Below are 24,623 nucleotides of genomic sequence, written 5' to 3'. Positions count from 1 at the left end.
GCCCGTCGGCCGATCGTCGCCGGGCGCCCGGGCGGAGGGCGCGCGGGACACTGCCTGCCGGGCTCCGTCGGGCTCTGCTGCCAGGAGGGGGCGGGTATGCGGTGCCCGGGCGGGCGGTCCTCGGGTATGCGGCCCGGTCCATGGAGGCTGCTCCGGTCCGCCGTCACCGCTGGGCCGGCTTGCCCTCCGCGGTGAGGGCCGCGCGGGGGCCTCATGCCAGTCCCAGCGCGAAGACGGCGAACCCGGCGGCGAGCAGCCCGGCCAGTGCCCGGCGACCCCGGCTCACCTTCTTCCACGGCGATTCGAAGCCCCGCGCATAGCGCCCTATGAGGACGAGCAGCGCCCCGAAGAGCGGCAGCCAGGCGAGGCGGGCCGCTATCCAGGTCAGCGTGCTCGGCCCCGCGGTCAGGCCCGGTATCGACCCGGCGAAGGACGCAGGGACCGCCGCCGCGAGCATCGCCGTCTGGTGCCAGCACAGGATCGTCATTGCCGACAGGTTGATCACCACGACCGGTGCCCACAGCACAGGCCGGTGCAGCAGACGGTTGATGCGGTCCCTCAGCAGTATCGCGGCGCCGCTCTGCGCGGCCGCCAGAGCGAGGACAAGAAGCGACGGCGGATGGGAGTTCGTCCGTGCCTCGCCCGGCACCCCGACCATCGACGCCGGGTAGTGAAAGGCGAGCAGCAGCGTCGAGAACAGCGCCGCCCCGCCGACGAGCAGTACCCATGCACCGAGGCGTCCGAGCCTCTTCTCGCCCCAGCAGACGCCCAGTTGGTAGGCGAACATCCAGCCCGGCAGCAGATTCAGCAGACTGAGCCAGGACGGCATCGCCGCCGCGAAGGGCCCGTATCGAAGGAAGTCGACGGCGGCGACCGAGCCGAGGAGCGGTACCGCGGCCCAGGCGCCGAGCCGGCCGGAGGCTCGTATGCACCAGGGTGTGAGCGCGGTGATCACGGTGTAGACCCCGACGAACCAGAGCGGCTGTATCACCAGCGTGGAACCGGTCCGCAACGTCGTCACCGGCACGCCGAGGACGTACAGCACCGGGATCATCGCGGCCCAGACAGCCGTCACCCCCAGAACCGGACGGCCCAGCCGGGTCAGGCGGCCGCGCAACCAGCGGCCCGTCGGCGTACCGCGCTCCTGCGCCCGGCGGTACGAAAGGACCGACGCGTATCCGCCCACGAGGAAGAAGACACCGAGCATCTGCAACACCCAGCTCAGCGGCGCGAAGAAACCGAACGCGGACAGCGGACTCGCGTTGTGCAGGGCGCCTTGGCTGTCCAGGGAGAAGCCGCCGAGGAGCCAATGGCCGGTCGGCACGGCGAGCAGGGCCAGCGCACGCAGCCCGTCGACCGCCCGGTCGCGGTGGCTGGGAGTCTTCCTGTCGATCGTGATGACAGCCGAGGCAGCGGAAGCCCGCAAGTGGGCGAGGATCATGAGGACGCTCCGACGGCGATGTCTGTGAAGGCGCGCAATGAATCAGTTCCGGGCGCGAAATAGCCGGTGTGGCCCTGGGCACGCTCGGCGGGTACCCGTCGGGCTCCGAACGAGGGATCGGTGGGGTCGGTCCCGTGCCCCAGACCGAACAGCTCGACGTGAGGCACCTTGGAGATCCAGTCACTGTCGTCCCGCGCTACCCACACGCGGGCCCGGGTGTGCAGATCGGACACGCTGTCCGCACGCAGGCCGGGGGAGCCGAGCACCACCAGGTCCGACACCGGCAGTCGGGGCGCGGCGAGCCCGCACACAACCGACCCGTAGCTGTGGCAGAAGACGGTCGGCTCGGTGGTGCCTGCGGCGATGAGGCCCTGCACGAAGCGGACAAGGCGGGGTGCTCCCGCCTCTGCGAGCCGGCCCGTGGCGGCGTCCGGACCGAGGCCGACCGGTGTGGTGTACCCGACCCACGCCACCACGGCCGTGCGCCCGCGCGCCATCGAGTGCAGGGATTTCGCCATACCGACGGGTGTCCCGTACACGTCCGTGGCCCGGTCGAACGAACCCAGGTCGATGTCCGATCCCGGGACGACCACCGAGACATGGCGGGCAGCACGCAGATCGCCGTAGACCTCGACCACTTGACCTCTGCTACGTGGGTCGAAGGCGAGTATCCGACGGTCCGGGCCGAGCAGATCGGTGCAGCGCTCGGCCAGAGTGCGTGCCGTTGCCCGCGCCTGCGGAGTCAGCGTCGTGTCCAACGCGTCCATGCGAGCCCGAGCCCTCTCGGTACGCAACGCCAGTGCGTTGGCCTCGTAGCGCAAGGAGATTGGCGCACCGTCCAGGTTGCCGACGACCGACGGGTGGCGGACGGCCAGCTCGTGCTGCTCCGTCGCGCTCAACCCGTGGAAGAAGGCCGCCATGTGGTCGGGGCTCACTGTCGCGGGGTCGGGCAGCGGTGTCCCCAGCCTGCCGTCGGCGCGCCAGGACGCGGTGCCCGGAGGCGGCCCGGTGAGTGGACGCTGCTCATGGCCCGATGCCCAACCTGCCGTACCCGCGACGATCGTCGTCGTGAGTGCGGCCGCGACCAAGGTGCGTCGTCCGCGTCGTTTCCAAGAACCCAGGCCCATCGCCCGTCTCCCCTCCGTTGGCTTGACGAGGGGAAGGTAGAAAGACGGCTTCGGTCGACACGTCACACCGCAGTGCCAACTCGTCCTTGCTACCGGGGTATCCGTGCCTCATACCGCAGTAGGGGGTGGCCCGATCCCATGCCGCTGGTCTCGCGAAATGGGGTGCTACCGCGGGAGTTGGGTGCGGGAGGAGCTGGTTCGACGAAGGGAATGGGTGGGTTGGATCGGTACCCGGGTATCAGGTGTCACTGGTCGCCGGGCGTGACGAGCCCGGTCTCGTAGGCGAAGATCACCAGCTGTGCCCGGTCACGCAACCCCAACTTCGCCAGCACACGGCCGATATGGGTCTTCACGGTCTGTTCGGCCAGGACCAGCTTCTGCGCGATCTCCTGATTGGAGAGGCCGCGCGCGATCAGCTCCAGGACCTCGAGCTCGCGCGGCGTCAGACTCTTGAGGCGCGGGGAACGGTCCCGGCGCGTCGGCCGGGTCTTGGCGAAGTCCTCGATGAGCCGTTTGGTGACGGTCGGCGCGAGCAGTGCTTCTCCTGCCGCGACCACACGTACGGCGGCGATCAGGTCGGCGGGCGGTGCGTCCTTGAGCAGGAAGCCGGACGCCCCCGCCCGCAGCGCGGCATAGACATAGTCGTCCACGTCGAAAGTGGTGAGCATGAGCACCTTGGGACGGTGCACCACGCCCGGCGGTGGCTCCAACAGCTCGCGCGTCGCCGCCAGTCCGTCCATCTCGGGCATGCGCACGTCCATGAGGACGACATCGGGATGAGTGGACCGACTGACCTCGACGCCCTGTCTGCCGTCCGGGGCGTCACCCACGACGTCGATGTCGCTCTGCGCGGAGAGCAGCGCGGCGAAGCCCGCCCGCACCATGCTCTGGTCGTCGACGATGATCACGCGGATGGTCATGCGTGCGGAATTCCTTTACGCCGAAGGGGAGTCGGACACGGTGAGCGGAAGCCGGGCAGCGACACGGAAACCTCCGGCGGGCAGTGGCCCCACGTCCAGCGTGCCGCCGACCAACCGTACGCGCTCGCGCATCCCTATCAGTCCGTGTCCCGTGCCGGTGGACTCGATCGGGGAGACAGGCTCCCGGGCCGGTCCGTTGACCACGATCACCAGCAGGGCGTCCGCGTCCAGGCCGACCGAGATCTGGGTGCGCGCACCGGGGGCGTGCCGCACCACGTTCGACAGCGCCTCCTGCACGATGCGATACGCCGATAGGTCCACCGCGGGCGGCACATCGGCCAGTTGACCGACGAGAAGCAGCTCCGGGTACGACAGCTCGGCCGGCACCCCGCCTCGTATCGTCGCCTCCACCAGCTGTTCCAGGTGGGCGAGGCCGGGCTGTGGCGCCAGATCGCCCTGCGTGCCCTCGCTGCGCAGGACGGCCAGGAGGCGTCGCATCTCTGTGAGCGATTCGCGCGCGCCCGAGGCGATGGACTCGAACTCCGCTCGGGTCTCCTCGGTCAGGCCCTGGAGCCGGTAGGGCGCGGAGTCGGCCTGCACGGTGATCACCGACATGTGATGCGCCACGACGTCATGCAACTCGCGGGCGATTCTGGTCCGTTCCTCGAGCAACGTGCGGCGGGTCCGCTCGGCCTCGCTGATCGTCTCCTGTTCCACGAGCTTGCGCTGAGCCTCGCCCCGCTCGCGCAGAAGGGCGCCCAGCAGCAGTACCCCACCGCTCAGGACGATGAGCAGGACGCCCGAGTCCTGACTGGTCCCGTCACGGAAGATCCCGAGGATGATGGTGACCACGACGGTGACCAGCCAGATGCGGACCAGCGTGCGTCGGCTCTCCCGCAGCGCGAGGACTATGCACAGGACCACGTAGCCGACGACGACCATGGGTGTCCACGGTGACGGGTTATGTGCGTCACCCTGGAACAGCGGGATCGTGCCCAGTACGACGGCGACGATCGTGATGTACCAGGCGGCCAGCGGACGGCTGACCGCGAGAAGCAGGGGAGCGGACTGTGCGACTCCGATGGCGCCGGCCAAACCGCCGTTGACGCCGTAGTCGTGCGACAACACCTGCGTGGTGACCGGCATGAGCACCGCGACGAGACCCAGGGCGACCAGGTAGGGCAGCAGCCGCATCCAGCGCTTGGGTGCCTGGGCCAGCAGTGGCTCGGAGCGATCCCCGCCCACAGCGGTCGTGAGCGCCGATGCGGCCGCGGTCAGTCTCTCGCCGGTGCTGCGGAGATCTCGGCCCAGCACACGGGGCATGCGTCGCCGCCCTCCTCGCCCGGAGTCTTCGTCCGGCGGGCGGGGGGCATGGTCGGGTGGAGGGGGTGCAGTGCTCATCGCCGGATCAGCGTAGGCAATGAGCACGGGTCATGCCGTCATACCGGAGTGCTCAACCGCACTTCATACCCAGGTATCAACAGCGCAGGACCGGCCGGTTGTTCACAGCTCGGCGAGCAGTTCGGTCTTCTTCGTCGTGAACTCGGCGTCCGTGACCAGGCCCGCTTGGTGCAGTTCACCGAGGTGACGGATGCGGTCGGCGATGTCCGCCGGGTCGCGGCGCCCGACCGCGGTGGACCCGGTGCGCAATTGTCCGGGGGACGGCTGCGCGGGGCTCGTGGACCGTACGGCGGCCAGTACCGAGGCCGCGAAAGGAAGTGACTCGTGCAACGGACCGTAGCCGAGGCCGAAGACCACGGCGGCCGGGTCTTGGTCCGCCTGGCCCGGCTGTTCGTCGGCCGTCTCCCGGTGCAGAAGGCGCAAGTGCCCCTCGAACAGCTCCGGGGAGCGCCATTCGACCCCGCTCAGGTCAGCGACCGGGAACGTCTTGTCCCCGGCCTTCCACTTCGCGGACGAGGCACCCGTCCAGAACCAGCGGAAGGACACCGATGCACCATCGAACGAGGCCTTGCCGTCGTACGCCTTGAACTGGAGTGGAGGCTCGGGCGGAGCCACCAGGTACCCGTCCGGCCAGGCGTCTTCCTCGGCGACCAGTCGGCCGCGCAATTCGTCCGCGTAGTACTCGGCGAGGGTCTCCCGCTCGGCCGGCAGCACCAGGCGGTAAGGGTCGCTGCCCTCCTTGAGCTGGCCCGCCGCGGCGTCCATCAGCGGATCGGCCCCGGGTCTGGGCACGGCCTGCAGCACCACAGTCCCGCGCTTGCCGGGAGTCAGAGTCACCGCCGCGATCGCTTCCAGAGGGATACGGCGCTCGCCGAGCGCCTGAAGCAGCTTCGGCGTGCGGATCCCCCGTTCGAAGCGGATGAGCACGGAGTCGGACTCGAACTCCCAGGCGGCATGAAATCCGGCCAGTACGTCACCCATGCGGCTCATCGTATGCGGCACGCGCGCCCCCGTCGCCTGTTGCGTCGGACCACTGTTTCACCGATTTCTACGCGCGTCAGGTGGAGGCGCTCCCGGAAAAACCCTCCCGACAGTGCTGATCCGCGTCCGCACATCGCACCGACGGGTACGAGCCAGTCCCGATCTCGGCGAAGTTGCTGAGGCTCTCGGTGCCCGGGGCGAAGTAACCGGTGTGGCCCCTGGCATCCGCCGAGGAGATGACCCGGGCCCCGAAGCTCGGTGAGACGGGGTCGGCGCCGTGCCCGAGACCGCCCACCTCCATGTACGGCACGTCCTGGATCCAGTCGTCCTTGTCGCGGGCGGCCCACACGCGCGCGTGGGTGCCGAGGTCCGAAGCGCTCTCGGCACGCATGCCCGGACTACCGGCCACGGCGATGTCACTGACCCGCGAGGGCAGGCCACGCGCCGCCACACCGCACACCACGGAGCCGTAGCTGTGGCAGTACAGGGCGACGGGGGAACGACCGGGCAGAGCGCCCAGCATCGCGTTGAGCCGTACTGCGCCGTCATCGGCACGCATGGACGTGGCGGCGTCCACGCCCAGGCCGACGGGGGCCGTGTAGTCGGCCCACGCGATGACCGCGGTACGGGTGTGCGGGCTTGCCGTGCGCTCGGCGGCGTACAACGAGCGGGCCATGCCCACGGGAGCCGAATACTTGCGGAAGGTGCGCTGGAAGGTCAGCACGTTCGTGTCGACGCCCGGCACCACCACGGAGACGCGCTGCGCTGCGTCGAGGTCGCCGAAGACCTCGGCGACCCGGCCGTTGCCCAGGGGGTCGAAGGCGAGGATCTTGCGGTCGGCACGGGTCAGCAGTGCGAAGCGCTTCATGCGCTGCTCGGCGTCGGCCTGGCCGACGGAGGACAGCCGGACGTCGTGCACGCGTTCGGCCTCGATCTTGCGGGCCTGATCGAGGGCGATCCGGTTCGCGCGGTAGCGCAGCTCGACGGGTGCGCCGTTCATGTTGCCGACCGCGAGGGGGTAGCGGGCGGCAAGGCGGCTGCGCTGGTGCGGGTGGAGCGAGGCGAAGAAGTGCGCGAGGCGGGTGGGGGAGCCGTCGGGCGCGGGCAGGGCGTGTCCGTTCAGGCTGCCGTGCTCCCAGGCGGTGAGCGCGGTCCGGAGCGGTGATGCCGAGCCCTGGTGCTGACGCACCGCGGTCCAACCGGTGGTCGCCAGCATGACGAACACGACGGACAGCGCAAGCAGCGCGCGCCAGACATTGAGCTGGGGGGGAGAGTCGAAGGAAGTCACTGCGAGACACCCTAGGAGAAGCACGCGGGGCTCCGTGCAATGGGTGAGGCAGATCACGTTTTCCGCAGGCTAATAGGGTTATCGCGGGCGCGACTGCCACCAGGTATTCACGCTGCGCAAGGAGGATGAGCCGCTTCACGCGCGCGGCAGTGCGGACGGCGTCACGTGCGGCCGTCGAGATCGGTCACGCTTAGTTGTGGGTCCATCGCTCGCCCAAGGACGGCTTCAGATGGTCGAGATAGGACTCGGTGAGTCTGCGGATGGCGTCGACGCTCGCATCCTCGCCGGCGCCCCAGAGGCGCCCTGTCATCCGCATCACGCCACTGAACGCGGCCACCGCCACGCGCGGCCGGGGGTCGGTGTCCACGTCGAGCCCTTCCCGTTCGGCGATCACGCGCGCGATCTCCTCCTCGAGCTCCGTGGAGCGGCGCAGGTGTGCGGCGAGCAGAACAGGTGTCGACTCGATCATCTGGTAGGTACGCATGTGGAGTTCGACCGGGATGACTTCCTCGACGGAGCGGCTCAGTGCTTCCCACGTGCCGAGGACGGTGTGACGCATCGCCTCGAACGGGCTTTCCCCGGCGGGGCGTTCTCGCAGTGCGGCGACGAATCGGGACTCCACCATCTCCTGTACGGCGAAAGCGGCTTCTTCTTTGTTCGCGAAGTAGCGGAAGAAGGTGCGCTGGGAGACCTCGCAGGCCTCGGCGATCTCATCGACCGTCGTGCGGTCGAACCCCTGGGACGTGAAGAGCTCAAGTGCGGAGCGCAGCAGCGCGTTCCGGGTGCGCTGCTTCTTGAGTTCACGCAGGTTCAGTCGAGTCGCCATGGTCCTCTTTCTGGCTGTTTGCGCAGCCCATCGTAGTGTGAGCGACGTGACAGTTACCGACTAGTGAAATGCTTTGTCAACTGTCAGGGACTGTCACTAGCCTCGAAGGTATGACTAGTCAGACCACTGTCGACAAGACGGACCGGGTTCCGGAGCCCGATCCCGTCCCGACACCAGCCGAGGGGCTGCGCGGCCACCCCTGGCTGACTCTCTTCTCCGTCGCGATCGGCGTGATGATGGTCGCCCTCGACGGGACCATCGTCGCCATCGCCAACCCGGCCATTCAGAAGGACCTCGGCGCGAGCTTCGCCGACGTCCAGTGGATCACCAACGGCTACTTCCTCGCCCTCGCGGTCACCCTCATCACCGCGGGCAAGCTCGGCGACCGGTTCGGACACCGACAGACCTTCCTCATCGGCGTGGTCGGTTTCGCGGCCGCCTCGGGGGCCATCGGCCTGTCCGACAGCATCGCGTTCGTCGTCACGTTCCGCGTGTTCCAGGGCCTGTTCGGCGCGCTGCTCATGCCCGCCGCGCTCGGCCTGCTGCGCGCCACCTTCCCTGCCGAGAAGCTGAACATGGCGATCGGCATCTGGGGCATGGTGATCGGCGCGTCGACGGCGGGCGGACCCATCCTCGGCGGTGTGCTCGTGGAGCACGTCAGCTGGCAGTCCGTCTTCTTCATCAACGTGCCGGTGGGCGTCCTCGCGCTCGTCCTCGGACTCGTCATCCTCCTCGACCACCGCGCCAAGAACGCCCCACGGTCCTTCGACATCCCCGGCATCGTGCTGCTGTCCGGCGCGATGTTCTGTTTGGTCTGGGCCCTCATCAAGGCGCCGTCGTGGGGCTGGGGCGACGTTTTGACGTGGTCGTTCCTCGCCGCGGCGGTGCTCTGTTTCGTGCTGTTCGCGGTCTGGGAGACCCGGGTCGCCGAACCGCTCATCCCGCTGGGCCTGTTCCGCTCCGTGCCGCTGTCGGCCGGTGTGGTGCTGATGGTGCTCATGGCCATCGCGTTCATGGGCGGCCTGTTCTTCGTCACCTTCTACCTGCAGAACGTGCACGGCATGAGTCCGATCGACAGCGGCCTGCACCTGCTGCCGCTGACCGGCATGATGATCGTCGCCTCGCCGCTGGCCGGCGCGATGATCACGAAGGTCGGACCGCGTATCCCGCTCGCGGGCGGTATGGCGTGCACGGCCATCGCCATGTACGGCATGTCCACGCTGGAGGCGGGCACCGGCAGCGGCATCATGTCCGTCTGGTTCGGACTGCTCGGCCTCGGCCTCGCGCCCGTCATGGTGGGCGCCACCGAGGTCATCGTGGGCAACGCGCCGATGGAGCTGTCCGGCGTCGCCGGTGGCCTCCAGCAGGCGGCCATGCAGATCGGTGGCAGCCTCGGCACCGCCGTCCTCGGCGCCGTCATGGCCTCGAAGGTCGACAGCGACCTCGCCGGAAACTGGGCGGACGCCAAGCTGCCGCCGCTCTCCGGCACCCAGTTGGACCAGGCGTCCGAGGCCGTCCAGGTCGGCGCCGCCCCGGTGCCGCCCGGTACGCCGGCCGCACTCACCGAGAAGATCACGAGCGTCGCGCACGACACCTTCATCTCCGGCATGAGCCTGGCCTGCCTGGTGGCCTCGGGGGTCGCGGTCGTCGCGGTTCTCGTCGCGATGCTGACCAAGCGCGGTGCCAACGCGGACGCGGCGGGAGCGGGCGCCGCGCACATCTGACACGGGACGGGTCGCGCTGCCGAAGCCCAGCTCAAGGGCTTCGGCAGGCACCCCCCTCAGCCGCGCGCAAGGCGCTCAAACCGCTCTTGTGAGGGAAGCCCCCGGGGAACTATCCGGGGGCTTTCGCTTATCCGGGTGACGTCGATCGGAAGCCCTTCCCGGAATCAGATCCTCCGGGCCAGAGTGTGTGACAAGCGATCAGTCGCGAACGGAACTGGTCGATCTGACACGGGGGTTAACACACATGCGTACGACCATGCCTATGCGCGTTCCTATGAGCATCGCCGTCGCGGCGATCACACTCGCCGCGGTGGCTCTCACGCCCGGCCTCGCCACAGCGGCGGCGCCACCGACGCTCGGCGCCTGCGGGGCGGGGGAGCTGTGCCTGTGGGGCAAGGCCGGGTTCAAGGGGCACCGGCACACCTATGAACTGGCCGGGATCGACATCGAGAGCTGCGTCGCGCTGCCGGAGGGGAGCAGCGTGGCGTCCGTCGCGAACCGTACCGGCCGTCCCGTGACCACGTACCAGTCCGCGGTCTGCGGGGAGACGGGGGAGTTCCAGACGTACCCGGGCAGTGGTACGTGGGAGCCTGAATCGCCTTACCGGGCACGGGCGTTCAAGGTGTGGGAGAGATGACCGGTCGGGGGCGCCGGTGGTAGACCGCGGTAGATGGGGTACCCGATTCATTGCCCGAGTCCGGACGAACTCGAGGAGTGATGATGGCGGGCTTCGGTCACACCACGCGCAAGCACCCTCGCTCACGCGGCCGCGCAGGATCGCGGAGCGGGCCGGACCGCGCGACGCTCGGAATCATCGGACTCATCAGCGCGATCGCGGGCTTCTTCGTCCTGCAGATCGTGCTGGGACCGGTCGCCGTCGTGTGCGGCTGGCTGGCCATGGGCCGACGCTGGACCGGTACGCGGTCGGTGCCGGCGCTGGTAGCAGTCGTCCTCGGCGCGATCGACACCCTGCTCGCGATCATCTGGCTGGCTTCGATGCCCGGCTCGGCCGCGGGCGGACTGTTCTGAGTCCGAGCAGGAGAGAGCCTGACCAGGAGCGACTGACCGCTCCGCGCGGTCAACTCGACGCGGCCCCGGGGTAACACCCGGGGCCGTCTCCGAAGGCCCCGGCGTCAAAGACGGGTACAGAAAGGGCGGGTACGGAAAGACGCGTACCGGAGGCCCGTCCTCGGCCCCGACGTACCGCCTCGACGCCCAGCCCCAAGCCCCGGCCCCCGACCCTTGGCCTCCTGGCACCTGGTCCTCAACACCCGAGCGTCGGCTACCGTCCTCCCAGCCGGCAACCGAAGAGCGGCGGGACTCAAGCCCCGCCGCTCCCCAAAGCGGGCCGCTCCTCGAGGCGGACCACCCCTAGAAGCGACGCCCCAAGGCGAACCGCCTCAAAGCTGCCCACCCCTAGAAGCATCCCGCCCCTAAAGCACCCCACCCCAAGAAGCACCCCACCCCTAGAAGCGACTCGCTCCCCGAAGCGAACCGCTACGCGTCGCCCCCGGCCGCGCCCGGATCGGCGGCGGTGACGTCCAGCAACTGGTAGCGATCGATGGCCTGCTTGAGGACCGAGCGGTCGACCTTCCCCTCACGCGCCAGCTCCGTGAGGACCGCGACCACGATCGACTGCGCGTCGATGTGGAAGAAGCGGCGCGCGGCACCCCGGGTGTCAGCGAAGCCGAACCCGTCGGCGCCGAGCGACTGGTAGGTGCCGGGGACCCAGCGGGAGATCTGGTCGGGCACGGACCGCATCCAGTCGGAGACGGCGATGAACGGGCCCTGCGCGCCGGACAGCTTCCGCGTGACGTACGGCGTGCGCTGCTCCTCCTCGGGGTGGAGGAGATTGTGGCGCTCCACGTCCACCGCCTCGCGGCGCAGTTCGTTCCAGGAGGTGGCGGACCAGACGTCGGCCCGTACGTTCCACTCCTGGGCGAGGATCTGCTGGGCCTCCAGCGCCCAGGGGACACCGACACCCGAGGCCATGATCTGGGCGGGGATGGCGCCCGACGTGCCGGTGCTGATGCGATGGATGCCCTTGAGGATGCCGTCGACGTCGACGTCGGCCGGCTCTGCGGGGTGCTGGATCGGCTCGTTGTACACGGTGAGGTAGTAGAAGACGTTCTCGCCGGGCTTGCCGTCGGCCGTGGGGCCGTACATCCGGCGCAGGCCGTCCTTGACGATGTGCGCGATCTCGTAGGCGTACGCCGGGTCGTAGGCGACGCAGCCGGGGTTGGTCGAGGCCAGCAGCTGCGAGTGGCCGTCGGCGTGCTGGAGGCCCTCGCCGGTCAGTGTCGTGCGGCCCGCGGTGGCGCCGAGGACGAAACCGCGGGCCAGTTGGTCGGCCATCTGCCAGAACTGGTCGCCGGTGCGCTGGAAACCGAACATCGAGTAGAAGACGTAGACCGGAATGAGAGGTTCGCCGTGTGTCGCGTAAGCAGAGCCGGCGGCGATCAGGGACGCCGTGCAGCCGGCCTCCGAGATGCCGTCGTGGAGCATCTGGCCGGTCGGCGACTCCTTGTACGCGAGCAGGAGTTCGCGGTCCACGGACTCGTACTGCTGGCCGAGCGGGTTATAGATCTTCGCACTCGGGAAGAAGGAGTCCATGCCGAAGGTGCGGTACTCGTCGGGTGCGATCAGTACGAAGCGCTTGCCGATCTCCTTGTCCCGCATGAGGTCCTTCAGGAGGCGGACGAACGCCATGGTGGTGGCGATCGACTGCTGGCCGGACCCCTTCTTCACGGTCGCGTACGCCTTGTCGTCCGGGAGTTGGAGCGGCTTCGCGCGGACGACACGGGTCGGGACGTAACCGCCGAGCGACTGGCGGCGGTCGTGCATGTACTGGATCTCTTCGGAGTCGCGGCCCGGGTGGTAGTACGGCGGGGCGCCGCCTTCGAGCTGGGCGTCGGAGATCGGGATGTGCAGTCGGTCGCGGAATCCCTTCAGGTCGTCGACCGTCAGCTTCTTCATCTGGTGAGTGGCGTTGCGGCCCTCGAAGTTCGGGCCGAGGGTCCAGCCCTTGACCGTCTGCGCGAGGATGACCGTCGGCTGGCCCTTGTGCTCCTTGGCCGCCGTGAACGCGGCGAAGATCTTCTTGTGGTCGTGACCGCCGCGGCCCAGGTGGAGGATCTGGTCGTCGGTCATGTTCTCGACCATGGCGCGCAGCCGGTGGTCGTCGCCGAAGAAGTGTTTGCGGATGTAGGAGCCGGGCTCGGTGGCGTAGGTCTGGAACTGGCCGTCGGGGGTGGTGTTCAACTTGTTGACCAGGACGCCGTCGCGGTCCTGCGCGAGCAGCGGGTCCCAGCTGCGGTCCCAGACCAGCTTGATGACGTTCCAGCCGGCGCCACGGAACTGGGACTCCAGCTCCTGGATGATCTTGCCGTTGCCGCGGACCGGGCCGTCGAGACGCTGCAGGTTGCAGTTGACGACGAAGGTGAGGTTGTCGAGGCCCTCGCGCGCGGCGATGGAGAGCTGGCCGAGAGACTCCGGCTCGTCCATCTCGCCGTCGCCGAGGAAGGCCCACACCTGCGACTTGGAGGTGTCCGCGACGCCCCGGGCCTCCATGTACCGGTTCATCCGGGCCTGGAAGATCGCGCCGAGCGGGCCGAGCCCCATGGAGACGGTCGGGAACTCCCAGAAGTCCGGCATGAGGCGCGGGTGCGGGTACGAGGAGAGGCCGTGCGGCGCCTTCGACTTCTCCTGGCGGAAGGCGTCGAGCTGGTCCTCGGTGAGGCGGTCCAGGAGATACGCGCGGGCGTAGATGCCGGGCGAGGCGTGGCCCTGGAAGAAGATCTGGTCGCCGCCGTCGCCCTCGTCCTTGCCGCGGAAGAAGTGGTTGAAGCCCACGTCGTAGAGCGAGGCGGAGGAGGCGAACGTGGCGATGTGACCGCCGACGCCGATGCCGGGGCGCTGGGCGCGGGAGACCATCACCGCCGCGTTCCATCGCGTGGCGTTGAGGACCTTGCGCTCGATCTCCTCGTTGCCGGGGAAGAAGGGCTCGTCCTTGGTGGCGATCGTGTTGATGTAGTCCGTGCTGCGCATCTCGGGCACGGCCACGCGCTTCTCGCGGGCCCGCTCGATCAGGCGGAGCATCAGATAGCGGGCGCGCTCGCGACCGCGTTCGTCGACTGCCGCGTCAAGGGAGTCGAGCCACTCCTGGGTCTCTTCTGGATCGAAGTCCGGGACCTGACTGGGAAGACCGCCAATGATGATCGGGTTGCGATCGGATCCGGAAGCCACGCTGTTCCTTCACTGTCGGTGATGCCACTGTTCCCCTGGCGGGTGCGCCGCCGGGTACGCCGTTGTCCATCGTGTACCTCGGAATCGGAATCGTCATCTCTACCGAGAGGTAAATCGAGGGGGCCGAGAGCGGCTCTGGGGCACCTGTGAACAATTCGCGTCCTTGTGCCCATTACGATCAGGTGTCCCATGGGGCTGTTCGGCCCTGGCCGCACTCGATGTGGGGGCAGGGCGGGCAAACCCGGCAGAATGCTGTGGCGTACATCACCGGCCTGCGGGAATCCTTGACAGGAGTTGTGGTGGCACGGCCTGGAACGTCACCGTTTCGGCGGTCTCGACGGCCGGGTACTTGCGCGATCCGTCGCGCACGTGTGGACTACGGCCAACGCTTCGCGCGTGCGCGATGCTGCAGACAACTTCGTAAACATGATCAGGAGGCAATCCGTGAGCGCGACCGCGGACCACGCGGAGACGAACCTTGCCGTGAGGCTGGGTTTCCAGACCGACATGGTGGTCCAGGAGATCGGCTACGACGAGGACGTCGATCAGGAGCTCCGTGAGGCCATCGAGGCCACAACCACCACAGAGCTCGTCGACGAGGACTATGACGACGTGGCTGATGCCGTGGTGCTCTGGTTCCGTGAGGACGACGGGGACCTTACTGATGCGCTGGTGGACACCACCACGTACATCGAAGACGGCGGTTACATCCTGCTTCTGACGCCGAAGACCGGGCGGGACGGGTACGTCGAGCCGAGTGAGATCGGTGAGGCCGCCACCACCGCCGGGCTCTCGCAGACCAAGGGTGTCAGCGTGGGCAAGGACTGGACCGGGAGCAGGCTGGTGACGCCCAAGACGGCCGCCAAGAAGCGGTAAGCCGCGGCCCGGCGGACGGGATACCCCAGGTGAGGCCCTGCGGGCGTGTTGAGCACGCCCGCAGGGCCTCACGCATGCGTGAGGCCCTGCGGAGGCGGACCGCCGGCTGTGGCGGCCGGTGAACGCTTATTTCCCGTCGCCAACTAGGGTGAACCACCCGAACAGCCCCATCGAAGGGAAGCTTCACCATGGCGATCGAGGCCGGCACCAAGGCTCCGGAGTTCGAGCTCAGGAATCAGCACGGGGAGACCGTGAAGCTCTCGGACTTCCGCGGTGAGAAGAACGTGGTGCTGCTCTTCTACCCGTTCGCTTTCACCGGGGTCTGCACGGGCGAGCTGTGCGCGCTCCGTGACGAGCTGCCGAAGTTCGTCAACGACGACGTGCAGCTGCTCGCCGTCTCCAACGATTCCCCGTTCACGCTGCGGGTATTCGCCGAGCAGGAGGGTCTTGAGTACCCGCTGCTGAGCGACTTCTGGCCGCACGGCGAGGCCTCGCGCGCGTACGGCGTCTTCGACGAGGAGAAGGGGTGCGCGGTGCGCGGCACCTTCATCATCGACAAGGAGGGCGTGGTCCGCTGGACCGTCGTCAACGGCCTGCCGGACGCCCGGGACCTGAACGAGTACGCCAAGGCGCTCGAGACTCTTTGAGCGTTCCGCTGGATTCCCGGGGGACGACACCCGGTAGGAAGCCTCGCCGGGGGCGGGAACCCCTCACTAGGATCCAGACGTTGATCCGATACCAGACGCACTACGGGGCTCCCCGCCCCTACAGACCATAGGGAGGACTCGTGGGAGTCAGCCTCAGCAAGGGCGGCAACGTATCGCTGAGCAAGGAGGCCCCTGGCCTCACGGCGGTCGTCGTAGGCCTCGGTTGGGATGTCCGTACCACCACCGGTACGGACTTCGACCTCGACGCCAGCGCCATTCTGACCAACGCGGAGGGCAAGGTCCGCAACGACCAGGACTTCGTGTTCTTCAACAACCTGAAGAGCGCGGACGGCTCGGTCGAGCACACCGGGGACAACACCACCGGTGAGGGCGAGGGCGACGACGAGCAGGTCAAGGTCGACCTCGCGGCGGTCCCGGCGGACGTCGACAAGATCGTTTTCCCGGTCTCGATCTACGACGCCGAGAACCGCCAGCAGTCCTTCGGCCAGGTGCGCAACGCGTTCATTCGCGTGGTGAACCAGACCGGTGGCGCCGAGATCGCCCGCTACGACCTCTCCGAGGACGCCTCCACGGAGACCGCCATGGTCTTCGGCGAGCTGTACCGCAACGGGGCGGAGTGGAAGTTCCGCGCCGTCGGTCAGGGCTACGCCTCGGGCCTGCGCGGCATCGCGCAGGACTTCGGCGTCAACGTCTGAGCCGAGACACCGCACCACGCACACCCGTCCGGCGCCGCACTCCTGCAGTGCGGCGCCGGACGCGCTCGACAAAGCAACGCCTCAACGCGCGGGGAGGACCACCATCATGGGCGTCACGCTCGCCAAGGGAGGCAATGTCTCCCTCTCCAAAGCCGCACCGAACCTCACACAGATCCTCGTCGGACTCGGCTGGGACGCACGCTCCACCACCGGCGCCGACTTCGACCTGGACGCCAGCGCGCTGCTGTGCAGCGACGGCCGGGTCATGGGCGACGAGTGGTTCATCTTCTACAACCAGCTCAAGAGCCCCGACGGTTCGGTCGAGCACACCGGGGACAACCTCACGGGTGAGGGCGAGGGTGACGACGAGTCGGTCCTCGTCGACCTCTCCAAGGTGCCGGCCGCCTGCGACAAGATCATCTTCCCCGTCTCGATCCATGACGCGGACAACCGGGGACAGACCTTCGGTCAGGTCAGCAACGCCTTCATCCGTGTGGTGAACCAGGCGGACGGCCAGGAGCTCGCCCGCTACGACCTGTCCGAGGACGCCTCCACCGAGACCGCGATGATCTTCGGAGAGGTGTACCGCTACGGCGCAGAGTGGAAGTTCCGTGCCGTGGGGCAGGGGTACGCGTCCGGACTCCGGGGCATCGCTCTAGACTTCGGAGTCAACGTTTCCTAAAGCGTTGCTAAAGCCGTGCACGGAGCGGGGGAGCCCCGTACAACCAGCACGGGGAAACCCGTACACACAATGGGGTAGCCAGTGGTTCTGAAAACCTTCGGCTGGTCGTTCGCGATCACCGTGCTCGGTTTGATCGCAGCGGTGTTCTACGACGGATGGACCGCGCTCGGGCTGGTCGCGATCCTGGCCATCATGGAGATTTCGCTCTCCTTCGACAACGCGGTGGTCAACGCCGGAATCCTGAAGAAGATGAACGCCTTCTGGCAGAAGATCTTCCTCACGGTCGGCGTGCTGATCGCCGTGTTCGGCATGCGCCTGGTCTTCCCCGTCGTGATCGTCGCGATCAGCGCCAAGATGGGGCCGGTCGAGGCGGTCGACCTCGCGTTCAACCAGCCAAACCGCTATGAGCAACTGGTCACGGACGCGCACCCGTCCATCGCGGCGTTCGGCGGCATGTTCCTGTTGATGATCTTCCTCGACTTCATTTTCGAGGACCGTGACATCAAGTGGCTCGGCTGGCTGGAGCGCCCGCTCGCCAAGCTCGGCAAGGTCGACATGCTGTCGGTCTGCATCGCGCTGATCGTGCTCCTGGTCGTCTCCATGACGTTCGCCGTCCACGCGCACCAGCACGGTGGCGTGCACGTGGACAAGCAGTCGACCGTGCTCATCTCCGGGGTCGCCGGCCTGATCACGTACCTCGTCGTCGGCGGTCTCTCCAGCTTCTTCGAGAACCGTCTCGAGGAAGAGGAGGAGCGAGAACACGAGGCGGAGGAGAAGGCCGCCCGCGAGGGCAAGCCGAAGTCCGCCGTGGTGCTGGGCGGCCAGGCCGCGTTCTTCATGTTCCTGTACCTCGAGGTCCTGGACGCGTCGTTCTCCTTCGACGGGGTGATCGGCGCCTTCGCCATCACCAACGACATCGTCCTGATGGCGCTCGGCCTCGGCATCGGCGCCATGTACGTCCGGTCGCTCACGGTCTACCTGGTCCGCCAGGGCACCCTCGACGACTACGTGTACCTGGAGCACGGCGCGCACTACGCGATCGGCGCGCTCGCCGTGATCCTGCTGGTCACCATTCAGCACCAGATCAACGAGATCGTCACGGGCCTCATCGGTGTCGTCCTGATCGCCTGGTCCTTCTGGTCGTCGGTGCGCCGCAACAAGCGGATCGCGGCCGAGGAGGGAAACGCGGGGAACCCGGACAAGAGTGAGGTTTCGTCCGGAGTCTGACCCGGAGCCCGGTGTTTGACCCGGGGCGCATTCCTGGAACCCTCTGAACGGGGCGGTCGTACGAGGCAGAGTCCTCCCGCGGCCGCCCCGTTCGGCGGATACGGGCACATATGGGCGGGAACGGGCAGTACCGGAACAGTATTTGGGGGCGGCATGTCCTTCTGGGACACACTCTGGCGCGGGCGGTCCGCGCAGTTCGAGTTCGATTCCGGCAGCGCGGCGACCAACGCCATCGAACTCACCAAGCGACATCCGGTCGTCTCGCTCTCCAAGCAGGGCGCGGCCACCGGCAACCTGCGGGTCAATCTCTCCTGGCGGATGCGGACCTCGGACCTCGGCGGGTTCGAGAAGAGCAGCCTGTTTCGGCATCCGTTCAGCATGTTCAAACCGGAGGTCGTGCAGGCGCACACCCAGTCCATGGTCAACGTCGACCTGGACCTCGGCTGCCTGTACGAGCTGACGGACGGCGAGAGGGGCGTCGTACAGCCGCTCGGCAGCTTCTTCGGCGCGCTCAACGAGCCGCCGTACGTGAAGCTCAGCGGGGACGACCGGTTCGGTTCGGCGTCCGGGGAGACCATCTACGTCAATCTCGACCACCGCGACAACATCAAGCGGCTGCTGGTGTTCGTCTACATCTACGACCAGACGCCGGCGTTCGACCGCACGCACGCGATCGTGACGCTGTACCCGAACAACGGCCCACGCATCGAGATCAGCCTGGACGAGCGCGCACCCCAGGCCCGCTCCTGCGCCGTCGTCTCCCTGGAGAACGTCAAGGGAGATCTGGTGGTGCGGCGCGAGGTGAAGTTCGTGTACGGGTTCCAGGCCGAGCTGGACCGTCTGTACGGCTGGGGCCTGCAGTGGGGCCGGGGCTACAAGTCCAACGCCGGCGGCCGGTAGCCGCTGCCCCGGCAGGGGTCAGCGGCCGATGAACTGCGGCCCCTGCGGCGGCAGGCGGAACGCCGGGTCCGGGTAGGCCGTCGCCGCCACCGGCTGCGGATAGCCGTACGCGGGCTGGGACGGCGGGGCCGGCTGCGTCGCGGGCTGCGAGGGGTAGCCGTAGGAGGGCGGCTGCTGGGGCGGCAGCGGGAACGAGGGGGCAGGGGCCGGCGCGGGAGCGGTCGGCGCCGGGGCGGGCTCCGTGGAGGCCGATTCGTCGACCGAGATGCCGAAGTCCGTCGCGAGGCCGATCAGGCCGTTCGAGTAGCCCTCGCCGACCGCGCGCAGCCGCCAGCCGTCGCCGCGCCGGTACACCTCGCCGCAGATCAGCGCGGTCTCGGCGCCGGTCTCCGGCCTGATGTCGAAGTGCGCGAGCGGTTCGGCGCCGTCGGACGAGGCGTCGTAGACGAACATGCGCAGCCCCTGCACGTGCTCGAACGCGACCTCGTCGGCGGAGGCCGTGAAGAGGATCCGGGAGATCTCCGGCGGGACGCCTCCCAGGTCGGCCTGGAGGGTGTCCGTCATGCCGTCGGCCACGCGCTTCTGGCCGAGCCGCCAGACCTTCCCCGAGGGGTGCCGGGGCTGGTTGTAGAAGACGAAGTCCTCGTCGGAGCGGACCTTGCCGTCGGCTCCCAGCAGCAGCGCGGAGGCGTCCACCGCCGGTACGCCCTGCCCCGGGGTCCAGCGGAGCACGGCGCGCACCGCCGTGGCGTCGAGCGGGACGTTCGCCCCCTTGAGCATCGCGTGCGTCATGCGGTCATCCTGCCTTCCCGCGGTGGGCCGGGACAACGCGGGGTACGGGGATCCGCGGGGATCGCGGGCCGGACAGGAGGGACGGAACGCACCTCCCGACATCCACGGGTTACCAGAATTTCATTGCCGCCGGGAACTCTTGACACAGGTTTGTACGTACTATTACCGGCCACATCAAGCCGGGCGGCCAGGCAGTACGGGGAGACTTATGCGTCATTTCGGGCACATCGCCCCTGAGGTGCGGAAGCGCCTTTTCCATCAGGAGCCACAGCCGTTCGATGCGGACTCCGCGCCCCGGATGCTCGCCGCGGCGCTGGGGGCGACTCTTTACAGCCCCGCCACCCGGCCGCATCTCGCGGACGACGTGCTCAAGCAGGCCGGCCGCGGCGTGGTCTCCATGGTGCTGTGCCTGGAGGACTCGATCGACGACTCCGAGGTGAGCGACGCCGAGGAGAACCTCGTGCGCCAGTTCGCCGACCTGGCCGCCCGCGGGGTCGAGGTGCCGCTGCTCTTCGTCCGCGTACGCGCCGCGGAGCAGATCACCGATCTCGTACACCGCCTCGGGCCGGCCGCGGAGCTGTTGGCCGGATTCGTACTGCCGAAGTTCACGGAGGAGCGGGGCGTTCCGTTCCTGGAAGCGGTCACCGCCGCCGAGGCCGCCACCGGGCGACGGCTTTTCGCCATGCCCGTCCTGGAGTCGCCCGAACTGCTCCACCTGGAGACGCGTACCGAGACCCTCACCGGGATAGCCCGCACCGTCGACAAGTACCGCGACCGGGTCCTCGCGCTGCGGCTCGGCGTCACCGACTTCTGCTCGGCGTACGGGCTGCGCCGGCCGCCGGACATGACCGCGTACGACGTGCAGATCGTCGCTTCCGTCATCGGTGATGTGGTCAATCTGCTGGGCCGGGCCGACGGCACCGGCTTCACGGTGACCGGACCCGTCTGGGAGTACTTCCGCCACCAGGAGCGGATGTTCAAGCCGCAGCTGCGGAGCAGCCCCTTCCTGGAGGAGGGCGCCGAGCCGCTGCGCGAGGCGCTCATCCAGCACGACATGGACGGTCTGCTGCGCGAGATCGAGCTGGACCGGGCCAACGGTCTGCTCGGCAAGACCTGCATCCACCCCTCGCACGTACTGCCCGTGCACGCGTTGTCCGTCGTGAGCCACGAGGAGTACAGCGACGCCCGGGACATCCTGCGGCCCGAGCGGGGCGGCGGCGGAGTCCTCCGGTCCGCGTACACGAACAAGATGAACGAGGTGAAGCCGCACCGCGCCTGGGCCGAGCGGACCCTGCGGCGGGCGGAGGCGTTCGGGGTGGCGCACGAGGACGTCGGCTTCGTGGAACTGCTGGCCGCCGGGCTGCCCGCGTGACGGGCCGGGGGACGGCCGACGCCGGTGAGACCGGAACCCCTGGACCCGGGACCCCTGAACCTGGGACCGCTGAACCTGGGACCGCTGAACCCGGGGCCCCTGAACCCGGGGCCCCTGAACCCGGGGCCCCTGAACCCGGGACCCCCGGACCCGGATCCCTTGGGCCCGGAACTTCTGAGAACAAAGCGACGAGAGATGAGAACAGCGACGTGGTGTGGTCGGGTACATGGGTGGCCGAACGGCTCGGGGTCGAGCTGGCCGGTGACCGGGAGCTGACCGGGCTCCTCGGGCTCGCCCTGCGGCGCAACCCCAAGCGCGCGCATCTGCTCGTCTCGAACGTGCTGGGCAAACACGTGCCGCAGCGCCCGTCGGTCATCTGGCACGCGGGCCGCGAACTGGGCATACGTGTGCGGGAGTTGCTCGGCGACGAAGCGGCGGCGCGAGCCGTCGTCCTGGGGTACGCCGAGACGGCGACCGGCCTCGGCCACTCGGTCGCCGACGGCCTCGCGCTCGCGCCCTACCTGCACTCCACGCGCCGCCCGGTCGAGGGTGTGGCCAGCGCGGGCGGCTTCGAGGAGTCCCATTCGCACGCCACCTCCCACCTGCTGTTGCCCGTGGACCCCGAACTGCTCGCGGGGGGCGGTCCGTTGGTCCTGGTCGACGACGAGTTCTCCACGGGCAACACGGTCCTGAACACCATCCGCGCGCTGCATGAGCTGTACGCCCGCGACCACTACGTCATCGTCGCGCTCGTCGACATGCGCTCACCCGGCGACCAGGGCCGCCTCGACGCCTTCGCCCAGGAGATGGGCGCCCGGGTCGACCTCGTGGTCAGGGCGCGCGGCTCGGTGCGGCTGCCGGACGGGGTCCTGGAGAAGGGGCAGGCGCTCGTCGCCGCGCACGAGGCGGCCGCCGTGCCCGCGGCCCGGCGCGAGCGCGGTGAGATCGTCCGGGCCGGTGACCTCGGCTGGCCGGCCGAGGTGCCGGACGGCGGACGGCACGGCTTCACCCCGGCCCACCGCACGCGGCTCGAAGCGGCGCTGCCCGGTCTGGCCGAACGGCTCGCGCCGTACGTCCACGGCCGCGTACTCGTCCTGGGCAACGAGGAGTTGATGTACGCGCCGCTGCGCCTCGCCACCGCACTGGAGGCGACCGGCGCCGACGTCGCGTACTCCACCACGACCCGCTCACCCGTCCTCGCCGTCGACGACCCGGGGTACGCGATCCGCACCCGCCTCGTCTTCCCCGCGCACGACGCACCGGCCGACGGGCCCGGCGAGCGCTACGCGTACAACGTGGCGGGCGGCGGCTTCGACACCGTCGTCGTCGTCCTCGACTCCGTCGGCGACAGCGCCGAACTCACCGCACCGGGCGGCCTGTTGGAGCGGGTCGCCGAGCATGCGGCGCGCGTGGTCGTGGTCGTGGTCCCCTCGTACGTCCCGCAGCGGACCCGCGTCCCGCAGGAGCCGTACGTTCCTCAGGAAAGGCTTTCCATGTCGTTGCCCGAGCCGCTGCGCGGCCCCGCCTTCTCCTCGTACGCGCCCGACGAGGTCGGCTGGCTGTTGCAGGACCTCTCGGACGTGACGCTGGAGGCGCCGACCGAGGAGCGCGAGGAGGCCATCCAGAGCGGTGGCGCGCACTACGCCGAATCACTGCCGGTCGAGTACCAACCGAGCGCGCAGTACCAGGAGTTGTTCCACGCGGCGCTCGCCACCTCGGCCGACCGGATCGCGCGGGCCGTCGGCGTGGTGACGGAGACGGTGCTGGCGGAGCGCTCGCCGCGGCCGGTCCTGGTCTCCCTCGCGCGCGCCGGGACACCGGTCGGTGTGCTGATGCGGCGGTGGGCCCGGTGGCGGCACGGCCTGGAGCTGCCGCACTACGCGGTCTCCATCGTGCGCGGCCGGGGCATCGACGCGAACGCGCTGCGGTGGCTCGCCGCGCACCACGACCCGGCGGACGTCGTCTTCGTCGACGGATGGACCGGCAAGGGCGCCATCACGCGCGAACTGGCCGCGGCCGTCGCCGGGTTCGAGGGGTTCGACCCGGAGATCGCGGTGCTCGCCGACCCCGGGTCGTGCGTGCGGACGTACGGGACGCGCGAGGACTTCCTCATCCCCTCGGCCTGCCTCAACTCCACGGTGTCCGGGCTCATATCGCGCACCGTCCTGCGTTCCGACCTGGTCGGCCCCGACGATTTCCACGGAGCGAAGTTCTACGCAGAGCTGGCCGGTTCGGATGTGTCGCGACACTTCCTCGATGTGGTGGAGGGGCGTTTCGAGGCGGCCGGGGACGCGGTCGACGCGGACGTCAAGGAGCTGCTCGGAGCCGACCGGGCGCCGACTTGGGAGGGCTGGGCCGCCGTCGAGCGGATCAGCGAGGAGTACGGCATCCATGATGTGAACCTGGTCAAGCCGGGTGTCGGCGAGACGACGCGGGTGCTGCTGCGCCGCGTTCCGTGGAAGATCCTGGCGCGGGCCGGCGCCGGGGCCGACCTGGACCATGTGCGCCTGCTCGCCGAGCAGCGCGGTGTGCCGGTCGAAGAGGTGGCCGAACTCCCGTACATCTGCGTCGGGTTGATCCACCCGCGGTTCACCCGCGGGGCGACCGGCGCGGACGGCACGGCGGTGGCGGCGAAGTGAGCTCAGCTACCGGGCCGACCGTGGTCGCGAGCGACCTCGACCGTACGCTCATCTACTCGGCCGGGGCGCTCGGGCTCACCATGCCCGACGCGCGGGCGCCGCGGCTTCTCTGCGTCGAGGTGTACCAGGGCAGACCCCTGTCGTACGTCACCGAGGACGCGGCCGCGCTGCTGACGGAGCTGGCGAGGCGCGCGGTGTTCGTACCGACGACGACACGGACGCGGGAGCAGTACGGCCGGGTGCGGCTGCCCGGTCCCGTACCGCGGTACGCGATCTGCGCCAACGGAGGGCATCTGCTGGTCGACGGGGTGTCGGACCCGCAGTGGAGCACCGCGGTGGCGGCGCGCCTCCAGGCGCAGTGCGCGCCGCTCGGGGAGGTGCGGGAGCGGATGGTCGCGGCCGCGGATCCGGCGTGGCTGCTGAAGGAGCGGGTCGCCGAGGACCTCTTCGCGTACCTCGTCGTGGACCGCGCGCTGCTGCCGCCGGGGTGGGTCAAGGAGCTCGGGGAGTGGGCCAACGGGGTCGGCTGGAGCGTGTCGCTGCAGGGCCGGAAGGTGTACGCCGTGCCGAAGCCGCTGACCAAGGGGGCGGCGGTCGAGGAGGTGGCCCGGCGGACCGGGGCCGTGCGGACCCTGGGTGCCGGGGACTCCCTGCTCGACGCGGACCTGCTGCACGTCGTGGACCGCGGCTGGCGCCCCGGCCACGGCGAACTGGCGGACGCGGGCTGGACCGCGCCCGGGGTGACGGTGCTCGCGGAGCGCGGGGTCGCGGCGGGGGAGGCCGTACTGCGGGGGTTCCTCGGCGCACTGTGACCCCGCC

The 24,623-nt window shown here is 69.1% G+C and carries 21 protein-coding genes; 12 read left to right on the top strand and 9 right to left on the bottom strand.

The features are described from left to right. Positions 1–211 precede the first annotated feature (211 nt). The 7 genes from ACZ45E_RS06880 to ACZ45E_RS06850 all read right to left on the bottom strand — a co-directional run bounded on the left by ACZ45E_RS06880 (position 212) and on the right by ACZ45E_RS06850 (position 7,984). Positions 212–1,441 (bottom strand): acyltransferase family protein, encoded by a 1,230-nt coding sequence (locus ACZ45E_RS06880; RefSeq protein WP_468217452.1) that lies wholly within the window; start codon positions 1,439–1,441, stop codon positions 212–214. After that, complete coding sequence (locus ACZ45E_RS06875; RefSeq protein WP_468217450.1) at positions 1,438–2,568, bottom strand: alpha/beta hydrolase; 1,131 nt, start codon at positions 2,566–2,568, stop codon at positions 1,438–1,440. Before ACZ45E_RS06875 ends, ACZ45E_RS06880 begins: the two co-directional genes overlap by 4 nt. A gap of 245 nt (positions 2,569–2,813) precedes the next feature. Next, entirely contained in the window at positions 2,814–3,488 is a 675-nt protein-coding gene (locus ACZ45E_RS06870) for a response regulator (protein WP_468217449.1), read from the bottom strand. 15 nt (positions 3,489–3,503) lie between these two features. Beyond that, positions 3,504–4,889 carry a sensor histidine kinase gene (locus ACZ45E_RS06865; protein ID WP_468217447.1) on the bottom strand — a complete coding sequence of 462 codons (1,386 nt, stop codon included), beginning with the start codon at positions 4,887–4,889 and terminating at the stop codon, positions 3,504–3,506. 102 nt (positions 4,890–4,991) lie between these two features. Continuing rightward, positions 4,992–5,870 carry a DUF4429 domain-containing protein gene (locus tag ACZ45E_RS06860; RefSeq protein WP_468217444.1) on the bottom strand — a complete coding sequence of 293 codons (879 nt, stop codon included), beginning with the start codon at positions 5,868–5,870 and terminating at the stop codon, positions 4,992–4,994. A gap of 76 nt (positions 5,871–5,946) precedes the next feature. Beyond that, entirely contained in the window at positions 5,947–7,158 is a 1,212-nt protein-coding gene (locus tag ACZ45E_RS06855) for an alpha/beta hydrolase (RefSeq protein ID WP_468217441.1), read from the bottom strand. A 190-nt stretch (positions 7,159–7,348) separates the two neighbouring features. Beyond that, complete coding sequence (locus ACZ45E_RS06850) at positions 7,349–7,984, bottom strand: TetR/AcrR family transcriptional regulator (RefSeq protein ID WP_468217439.1); 636 nt, start codon at positions 7,982–7,984, stop codon at positions 7,349–7,351. 110 nt (positions 7,985–8,094) lie between these two features. Between ACZ45E_RS06850 and ACZ45E_RS06845 the strand changes: the two genes are divergently transcribed. The 3 genes from ACZ45E_RS06845 (at position 8,095) to ACZ45E_RS06835 (ending at position 10,737) form a co-directional block, all read left to right on the top strand. Beyond that, positions 8,095–9,708, top strand: a complete 1,614-nt coding sequence (locus tag ACZ45E_RS06845; protein WP_468217436.1) for an MFS transporter — start codon at positions 8,095–8,097, stop codon at positions 9,706–9,708. A gap of 274 nt (positions 9,709–9,982) precedes the next feature. Continuing rightward, positions 9,983–10,345 carry a peptidase inhibitor family I36 protein gene (locus tag ACZ45E_RS06840; RefSeq protein ID WP_468217435.1) on the top strand — a complete coding sequence of 121 codons (363 nt, stop codon included), beginning with the start codon at positions 9,983–9,985 and terminating at the stop codon, positions 10,343–10,345. A gap of 83 nt (positions 10,346–10,428) precedes the next feature. Beyond that, entirely contained in the window at positions 10,429–10,737 is a 309-nt protein-coding gene (locus ACZ45E_RS06835; protein WP_468217433.1) for a small hydrophobic protein, read from the top strand. A gap of 468 nt (positions 10,738–11,205) precedes the next feature. Here ACZ45E_RS06835 and aceE read toward each other — a convergent pair whose 3' ends face one another. Then, positions 11,206–13,953 carry a pyruvate dehydrogenase (acetyl-transferring), homodimeric type gene (gene aceE, locus ACZ45E_RS06830; protein ID WP_468217431.1) on the bottom strand — a complete coding sequence of 916 codons (2,748 nt, stop codon included), beginning with the start codon at positions 13,951–13,953 and terminating at the stop codon, positions 11,206–11,208. Positions 13,954–14,397: 444 nt separating this feature from the next. Between aceE and ACZ45E_RS06825 the strand changes: the two genes are divergently transcribed. From ACZ45E_RS06825 to ACZ45E_RS06800, 6 genes are all read left to right on the top strand, one after another. Next, entirely contained in the window at positions 14,398–14,829 is a 432-nt protein-coding gene (locus tag ACZ45E_RS06825; protein ID WP_324776036.1) for a DUF3052 domain-containing protein, read from the top strand. Positions 14,830–15,017: 188 nt separating this feature from the next. Next, positions 15,018–15,476 carry a peroxiredoxin gene (locus ACZ45E_RS06820; RefSeq protein ID WP_468217428.1) on the top strand — a complete coding sequence of 153 codons (459 nt, stop codon included), beginning with the start codon at positions 15,018–15,020 and terminating at the stop codon, positions 15,474–15,476. Positions 15,477–15,616: 140 nt separating this feature from the next. Next, positions 15,617–16,192 (top strand): TerD family protein, encoded by a 576-nt coding sequence (locus ACZ45E_RS06815; protein WP_399059611.1) that lies wholly within the window; start codon positions 15,617–15,619, stop codon positions 16,190–16,192. A gap of 106 nt (positions 16,193–16,298) precedes the next feature. Beyond that, the gene (locus ACZ45E_RS06810; RefSeq protein ID WP_468217426.1) at positions 16,299–16,874 is read left to right on the top strand and encodes a TerD family protein; all 576 of its coding nucleotides are present in this window, start codon (positions 16,299–16,301) and stop codon (positions 16,872–16,874) included. Between the two features lie 81 nt (positions 16,875–16,955). Further along, a complete protein-coding gene (locus ACZ45E_RS06805; protein WP_468217425.1) occupies positions 16,956–18,101 on the top strand; it encodes a DUF475 domain-containing protein in 1,146 nt (381 codons plus the stop codon). Between the two features lie 153 nt (positions 18,102–18,254). Further along, on the top strand, positions 18,255–19,001 hold the full coding sequence (locus tag ACZ45E_RS06800) for a TerD family protein (RefSeq protein ID WP_468217422.1): 747 nt from the start codon (positions 18,255–18,257) through the stop codon (positions 18,999–19,001). 18 nt (positions 19,002–19,019) lie between these two features. Here the strand turns inward: ACZ45E_RS06800 and ACZ45E_RS06795 are convergent, their stop codons facing one another. Continuing rightward, the gene (locus ACZ45E_RS06795) at positions 19,020–19,793 is read right to left on the bottom strand and encodes a TerD family protein (RefSeq protein WP_468217419.1); all 774 of its coding nucleotides are present in this window, start codon (positions 19,791–19,793) and stop codon (positions 19,020–19,022) included. A gap of 208 nt (positions 19,794–20,001) precedes the next feature. Between ACZ45E_RS06795 and ACZ45E_RS06790 the strand changes: the two genes are divergently transcribed. The 3 genes from ACZ45E_RS06790 (at position 20,002) to ACZ45E_RS06780 (ending at position 24,616) form a co-directional block, all read left to right on the top strand. After that, entirely contained in the window at positions 20,002–21,165 is a 1,164-nt protein-coding gene (locus ACZ45E_RS06790; protein WP_468217416.1) for an HpcH/HpaI aldolase/citrate lyase family protein, read from the top strand. Between the two features lie 209 nt (positions 21,166–21,374). Continuing rightward, entirely contained in the window at positions 21,375–23,804 is a 2,430-nt protein-coding gene (locus ACZ45E_RS06785; protein ID WP_468217415.1) for a phosphoribosyltransferase, read from the top strand. Continuing rightward, positions 23,801–24,616, top strand: a complete 816-nt coding sequence (locus ACZ45E_RS06780) for an HAD family hydrolase (protein WP_468217413.1) — start codon at positions 23,801–23,803, stop codon at positions 24,614–24,616. Before ACZ45E_RS06785 ends, ACZ45E_RS06780 begins: the two co-directional genes overlap by 4 nt. Positions 24,617–24,623: the final 7 nt, after the last annotated feature.

This window comes from Streptomyces sp. NPDC030991 (assembly GCF_055571235.1).
The sequence above is the reverse complement of the archived record's forward strand: the minus strand, read 5'-3'. Positions and strand labels throughout refer to the sequence as shown.

Excerpts from the sequence above, each read along its gene's own strand:
- ACZ45E_RS06880 (WP_468217452.1), bottom strand. The coding sequence starts at position 1,441 with ATGATCCTCGCCCACTTGCGGGCTTCCGCTGCCTCGGCTGTCATCACG.
- ACZ45E_RS06875 (WP_468217450.1), bottom strand. The coding sequence starts at position 2,568 with ATGGGCCTGGGTTCTTGGAAACGACGCGGACGACGCACCTTGGTCGCG.
- ACZ45E_RS06870 (WP_468217449.1), bottom strand. The coding sequence starts at position 3,488 with ATGACCATCCGCGTGATCATCGTCGACGACCAGAGCATGGTGCGGGCG.
- ACZ45E_RS06865 (WP_468217447.1), bottom strand. The coding sequence starts at position 4,889 with ATGAGCACTGCACCCCCTCCACCCGACCATGCCCCCCGCCCGCCGGAC.
- ACZ45E_RS06860 (WP_468217444.1), bottom strand. The coding sequence starts at position 5,870 with ATGGGTGACGTACTGGCCGGATTTCATGCCGCCTGGGAGTTCGAGTCC.
- ACZ45E_RS06850 (WP_468217439.1), bottom strand. The coding sequence starts at position 7,984 with ATGGCGACTCGACTGAACCTGCGTGAACTCAAGAAGCAGCGCACCCGG.
- ACZ45E_RS06845 (WP_468217436.1), top strand. The coding sequence starts at position 8,095 with ATGACTAGTCAGACCACTGTCGACAAGACGGACCGGGTTCCGGAGCCC.
- ACZ45E_RS06840 (WP_468217435.1), top strand. The coding sequence starts at position 9,983 with ATGAGCATCGCCGTCGCGGCGATCACACTCGCCGCGGTGGCTCTCACG.
- ACZ45E_RS06835 (WP_468217433.1), top strand. The coding sequence starts at position 10,429 with ATGGCGGGCTTCGGTCACACCACGCGCAAGCACCCTCGCTCACGCGGC.
- ACZ45E_RS06820 (WP_468217428.1), top strand. The coding sequence starts at position 15,018 with ATGGCGATCGAGGCCGGCACCAAGGCTCCGGAGTTCGAGCTCAGGAAT.
- ACZ45E_RS06810 (WP_468217426.1), top strand. The coding sequence starts at position 16,299 with ATGGGCGTCACGCTCGCCAAGGGAGGCAATGTCTCCCTCTCCAAAGCC.
- ACZ45E_RS06800 (WP_468217422.1), top strand. The coding sequence starts at position 18,255 with ATGTCCTTCTGGGACACACTCTGGCGCGGGCGGTCCGCGCAGTTCGAG.
- ACZ45E_RS06795 (WP_468217419.1), bottom strand. The coding sequence starts at position 19,793 with ATGACGCACGCGATGCTCAAGGGGGCGAACGTCCCGCTCGACGCCACG.
- ACZ45E_RS06790 (WP_468217416.1), top strand. The coding sequence starts at position 20,002 with ATGCGTCATTTCGGGCACATCGCCCCTGAGGTGCGGAAGCGCCTTTTC.